The organism is Micromonospora sp. ATLC20 (genome assembly GCF_057196585.1).
This window is the reverse complement of record NZ_JBXUOV010000271.1, coordinates 1-5,161: the sequence shown is the minus strand read 5'-3', so window position 1 is coordinate 5,161 and position 5,161 is coordinate 1. Positions and strand designations below refer to the sequence as shown.

Here is a 5,161-nt window from a genome sequence, read left to right as displayed (position 1 = left end):
GGCCAGCGCCCGGTGGTCGACCCAGCGCCAGGCGGCCACCGCGATCGCGCTGCCCGCGGCGCCGGCCCAGGCCGCGTCCGCCAGGCCCAGTCCGGCGTACGGAGTCAGCACCGCGGCAGCGCCGCCGAGCCCTCCCGCCAGTACGCTCCACCGCCGCGCCGAGTTGCGTAGCCGGCGCAGCCTGCGGAAGTGCCGGGCCCGTTCGTCCGCCATCGTGTCCGCCCTTCCGTCAGCCGGTAGTGGTCTCCCCGGTGCCACGCTCCCGGCTCATGCTGGCCCGGATCTCGTCGAGCCGGGCGGCGGCGGCCGGGTCGGCCGGCTGCCCCACGGCGGGGGTCTCGGACCGGCTGCCGAGCTGCTCACCGGCCATGCTCGACCGGATCTGCTCCAGTCTCGCCGATCCGGCCGAGTCGAGCGTGGCCTTCTGGATCTCCAGCATCCGGCCCTCGACCGAGTTGCCGGCCAGCTCGGCCCGGCCCATGGCGGTGGCGTAGCGGCGTTCGATCCGGTCGCGGACCTCGTCCAGCGAGGGGGTGTTGGCGGGCGCGGTGAGCGACGACATCGACTCCAGCGAGCGGGCCACGCTCTCCTGCATCTTGGCCTGCTCCAGCTGGCTGAGCAGCTTGGTGCGCTCGGCCAGCTTCTGCTGGAGGATCATCGAGTTGTTCTCGACCGCCTTGCGGGCCTGCGCGGCCGCGCCGAGCGCCTGGTCGTGCAGCGTCTTGAGGTCTTCCAGCGCCTGTTCGGCGGAGACCAGCTGGGTGGCCAGCATCTGGGCGGTCTGCTCGTAGCGCCCGGCCTCGGTCTCGTCGCCCCGGCCCCGGGCCTGGTCGGCCACTGCGAGCGCCTGCCGCGCGTTGCCCTGGAGCTGTTCCACCTCGGTCATCTGCCGGGACAGCTTCATCTCCAGCTGACGCTGGTTGCCGATCACCGCGGCCGCCTGCTGCACCAGCGCCTGGTGCTGGCGCTGTGCCTCCTCGACGGCCTGCTGGATCTGCACCTTGGGATCGGCGTGCTCGTCGATCTTCGCGCCGAAGAGCGCCATCAGGTACTTCCAACCCTTGACGAACGGGTTAGCCATCTCCGCCTCGTCCCCTCAGTAGCGTCGCGCCTACATCGTCCCAGCCGGACGCCACTCCGGCACCCGTACGCTCCTGATCAACAGTACGACGCGAACGCCAGCCTGCCCACGACGTGACAGCCGGGGTCAGGCGGCGCAGACCACATCCCGCTCGGCGGGGCGTACGCGGGTGCTGCGCAGCGTGGCCTTGAGGGGCGAGTCCTGCCGGACCTGGACGGCGACAGCGCCGTCGGAGGTGACCTGCCGGACACTCCTGTTCGTCGCCTTGCGGACGGCGGCCGGCGTCACCGAGGCCGGCTCGTCGGCCACCGGAACCAGCACGCCGGGCATCTGCTCGGCCAGGGCGACGGTGTCGCTCACCTCGCGGAGCAGCTCGGACAGGCGGGCGCCGAGCGCGTCGCAGATCGCGGCCAGCAGTTCGCTGGAGGGTTCCTTCTGGCCGCGTTCGATCTCGGAGAGGTAGCCGAGGCTGACGTTGGCGGCGGAGGAGACCTCGCGGAGGGTGCGGTGCTGCCCTTGCCTGCGTGCTCGCAGCGCGTCACCGATCACCCGGCGTAGCAGGACCATCGCACCTCCCCCTGAACGGGACCACCATCTCCGGCCGGACCGCGTCGCGCCGGACGCGGTGGACCGCTCCGGCGCCGACGGCGACCGCCGGAGCCTTCCCGCAACCGTACCCGTTGGTCGCCACGACGACATCCCACCCCGCCTCTGAAAATCCGGGCGGATCGACAGGTCCGGCGATCCCGCCGCCGGGCGTGTCGGCGCCGCGCGGGCTCACCGGCGGCCGACCCCGGCCGCCTCGGCGGCGTCGGCGTCGGCGGGGAGCTCGATGCGGTCGGCCAGCAGCCGCAGCGCCTCGATCACCGCGGCCGAGCGGATGTGGTCGCGCCCGCCCTCGAGGTCGAGCCGGCGAACCTCGGTGCCGTCCGGTCCGGCGACCGCCACGTAGACCAGGCCGACCGGCTTGTCGTCCTGCGGCTCCGGACCGGCCACGCCGGTGGTGGCCAGGCCCCAGTCGGCGCCGCAGCGCTGCCGTCCGCCCTCGGCCAGCGCCGCCGCCACGTCCGGGTCGACCGGGCCACGGTCGGCAAGCAGGTCCTCCGGTACGCCGGCGAGCGTCGCCTTGAGTTCGGTGGCGTAGACCACCATGCCGCCCCGGTAGATCGAGCTGACCCCGGCGATCTCCACGATCGCGGCGGCGAGCAGGCCGCCGGTCAGCGACTCGACGGTGGCCAGCGTCTCGCCGCACTCGTGCAGGCGGTGCACCACGGCGGCCGCCGGGCTGCCGGCGGGCCGCTGGTTACTCGCGTCGGTGTCCATGCCCGCCCCCATTTCCCGCCCCACGCCGGCTTACTCGTCCGCCGCCCGGACCGACGGACCCGGGCCCCGGACCGACAGACCGACCGCCCGGACCGACGGACCGACCGCCCGGACCGACGGGCCCGCCGACCGGCTCAACGGGCCGGGCGGCGCAGCCGCAACGCCTGGGCGATGTAGTCGAACCCGGTGACCACGGTGACCACCACGGCCGCGCCCATGATCCACGGGCCGACCGCGGCGAGCGCCTCCGGCATCGGCCAGAGGTACCAGGTGATGGCCAGGATCTGCAGCGCCGTCTTGACCTTGCCGCCCCGGCTGGCCGCGATCACCCCGTGCCGGATCACCCAGAAGCGCAGCCCGGTGATGCCCAGCTCGCGGGCCAGGATCACCACCGTCACCCACCAGGGCAGCAGGTCGTAGACGGAGAGCAGCAGCAGGGCGGCGCCGGTGAGCGCCTTGTCGGCGATCGGGTCGGCGACCTTGCCCAGCGAGGTGACCAGTTCGTACCGGCGGGCGATCCAGCCGTCGACCAGGTCGGTCGCGGAGGCCACCACGAAGATCAGGCAGGCCGTCATCCGCCAGCCCGCGTGGCTCATGCCGGAGGCGATCACGGTGGCCACGAAGACCGGCACCAGCATCAGTCGCGCGCCGGTGAGCACGTTCGCCGCGTTGAGCAGCGGTACGGGGGCAGCGGCCGTCGACTCCGCTCCCGTCATGTCCCGCATCGCCCCACGTGGCTTCCCCGCTCCATCAGGGCCCGCCGTCACCGTACCGCGCCGGGCGCCGCCGAGATCATCTCATCCGGTACGGCTACCAGGTCCACGCCCTCGGTCGCCGTCACCGTGGCCCGGACCAGGTCACCGGGGCGCAGCGCGGCCAGATCGACCCCGCCGCCGACCGGCGCGACGAGCGTGGTCGAGCCGTCGACCTCGGGTGCCTGGTGGGCGGCCCGCCCCTCCACCACGCCGTCGGCGATCGAGTCCACGAGCACCTCCACCGTCGCGCCGAGGCGCTCCTCGGCGCGCTGCGAGCAGAGTTCGTCGGCCAGCGCGCTGAGCTTGTCGTACCGCCGCTTGATCGTGGCGGCGGAGACCTTGCCGGTGAGCCCGGCGGCCTCGGTGCCGTCCTCGTCGCTGTAGTCGAACATGCCGATCGCGTCCAGCCGCGCCTCGGTCAGGAACCGGACCAGCTCGGCCACGTCCTGCTTCGTCTCGCCGGGGAAGCCGACGATGAAGTTGCTGCGCGCGCCCGCGTCCGGCGCCAGCGCGCGAGCCGAGGCGAGCAGCTCCAGGAACCGGTCGGTGGAGCCGAAGCGCCGCATCCGGCGCAGCACCGGCTCGCTGGAGTGCTGGAACGACAGGTCGAAGTATGCGGCCACGCCCGGCGTGGTGGCGATCACCTCGACCAGGCCGGGCCGGGTCTCGGCGGGCTGGAGGTAGCTGGCGCGGACCCGCACGATCCCGTCGATCGCGGCGAGCTGCGGCAGCAGCTTCTCCAGCGCGCGGGGGTCACCCAGGTCCTTGCCGTACGAGGTGGAGTTCTCACTGACCAGCACCAGCTCCCGGACGCCGGTCTTGGCCAGCCACTCGGCCTCGGCGAGCAGCTCGTCCGGGGTACGCGAGACGAACGCGCCGCGGAAGGCCGGGATGGCGCAGAAGGCGCAGCGCCGGTCGCAGCCGCTGGCGAGCTTCAGCGAGGCCACCGGGCCGGTGTCGAGCCGGTGCCGCAGCACCTGCCGCAGGTGGGCCGGGGTGTGCGCGTCGGTCTCCGGTGCGACCCGGGCCGGGGTGCCGTGCCCCGGTAGCGACACCGCCGCGTCGCGGCGTTTCACCGGGGTCAGCGGCAGCAGTTCCCGCCGGTCGCGGGGGGTGTGCGCGCCGATCGCCTCGCCGGCCAGCACCGAGTCGAGGCGGGCGGCGATGTCCGGGTAGTCGTCGAAGCTGAGCACCGCCTGCGCCTCGGGGAGGCTGTCGGCCAGCTCACGGCCGTACCGCTCGGCCATGCACCCGGCGGCGACGACCTTGGCGCCGGTGTCGGCGGCGGCCAGCAGCGTCTGGATCGAGTCCTGCTTGGCCTTCTCGACGAACCCGCAGGTGTTCACCACCACCACGTCGGCGCCCTCGCCGTCGGTGGTGACCTGCCATCCGTCGGCGTGCAGCCGGGCGGCCAGTTCCTCCGAGTCGACCTCGTTACGGGCGCAGCCGAGGGTCAGCAGGGCGACGCGGCGCCCGTCGGATCGCGGGGTGGAGGAGGAGGCAGACACCATCCGAGGGTACCGGGCCGGTTCCGGTGCGCCGCGCACCCGTCCGGCCAGGGTCAGCGCGCGGACACGGCCACCCGGGCCAGCCGATCGAGGAGGAACACCTCCGTGCCGGCCAGGCCGGTGGAGCAGAAGACCGAGATCTGGTCCGCGGTGGTCCGGCCGGGAACCGCGCCGGCCAGCACCGCGCCCAGGTCGCGCAACCGCCCGGTGTACGGCTCGACGGCGGCGAGCATCGGCGGGACGTACGCGGCGGCCTGCCCGGGTGAGTCGGTCACCAGCAGGTCGGCGGCGTCGAGCAGGTCCGGGCCGAACTCGTGCCGGTCGACCTGCTTGAAGCCGACCGTGTTGACGTGGGTGCCGGGGGCCAGGTCGGCGGCGTCGAGCACCGGGACGGTGCTGGTGGTGGCGAGCACCACGACGTCCCGGTCGCGTACCGCGGCGGCGGCCGAGCCGACGGCGCGGGCCGGCACGCCCAGCTCGGCGCGGACCCGCGC

The 5,161-nt window shown here is 74.0% G+C and carries 5 protein-coding genes and 2 pseudogenes; all 7 read right to left on the bottom strand.

Annotation, left to right across the window (positions count from 1 at the left end; genetic code table 11):
- Positions 1 to 213 (bottom strand): annotated as a pseudogene (locus AC2CHG_RS29805) (phage shock envelope stress response protein PspM); the annotation flags it as partial.
- 16 nt (positions 214 to 229) lie between these two features.
- Positions 230 to 1,081 carry a PspA/IM30 family protein gene (locus AC2CHG_RS29800; protein ID WP_091419792.1) on the bottom strand — a complete coding sequence of 284 codons (852 nt, stop codon included), beginning with the start codon at positions 1,079 to 1,081 and terminating at the stop codon, positions 230 to 232.
- A gap of 126 nt (positions 1,082 to 1,207) precedes the next feature.
- Complete coding sequence (locus AC2CHG_RS29795) at positions 1,208 to 1,648, bottom strand: helix-turn-helix domain-containing protein (protein ID WP_262013605.1); 441 nt, start codon at positions 1,646 to 1,648, stop codon at positions 1,208 to 1,210.
- A gap of 210 nt (positions 1,649 to 1,858) precedes the next feature.
- Positions 1,859 to 2,404 (bottom strand): CinA family protein, encoded by a 546-nt coding sequence (locus AC2CHG_RS29790; protein ID WP_366620897.1) that lies wholly within the window; start codon positions 2,402 to 2,404, stop codon positions 1,859 to 1,861.
- Between the two features lie 134 nt (positions 2,405 to 2,538).
- The gene (gene pgsA / locus AC2CHG_RS29785) at positions 2,539 to 3,120 is read right to left on the bottom strand and encodes a CDP-diacylglycerol--glycerol-3-phosphate 3-phosphatidyltransferase (protein WP_194799814.1); all 582 of its coding nucleotides are present in this window, start codon (positions 3,118 to 3,120) and stop codon (positions 2,539 to 2,541) included.
- A gap of 47 nt (positions 3,121 to 3,167) precedes the next feature.
- Positions 3,168 to 4,670 (bottom strand): 30S ribosomal protein S12 methylthiotransferase RimO, encoded by a 1,503-nt coding sequence (gene rimO, locus AC2CHG_RS29780; protein WP_262013607.1) that lies wholly within the window; start codon positions 4,668 to 4,670, stop codon positions 3,168 to 3,170.
- A gap of 50 nt (positions 4,671 to 4,720) precedes the next feature.
- Positions 4,721 to 5,161: pseudogene (locus tag AC2CHG_RS29775) on the bottom strand (ornithine cyclodeaminase family protein); the annotation flags it as partial.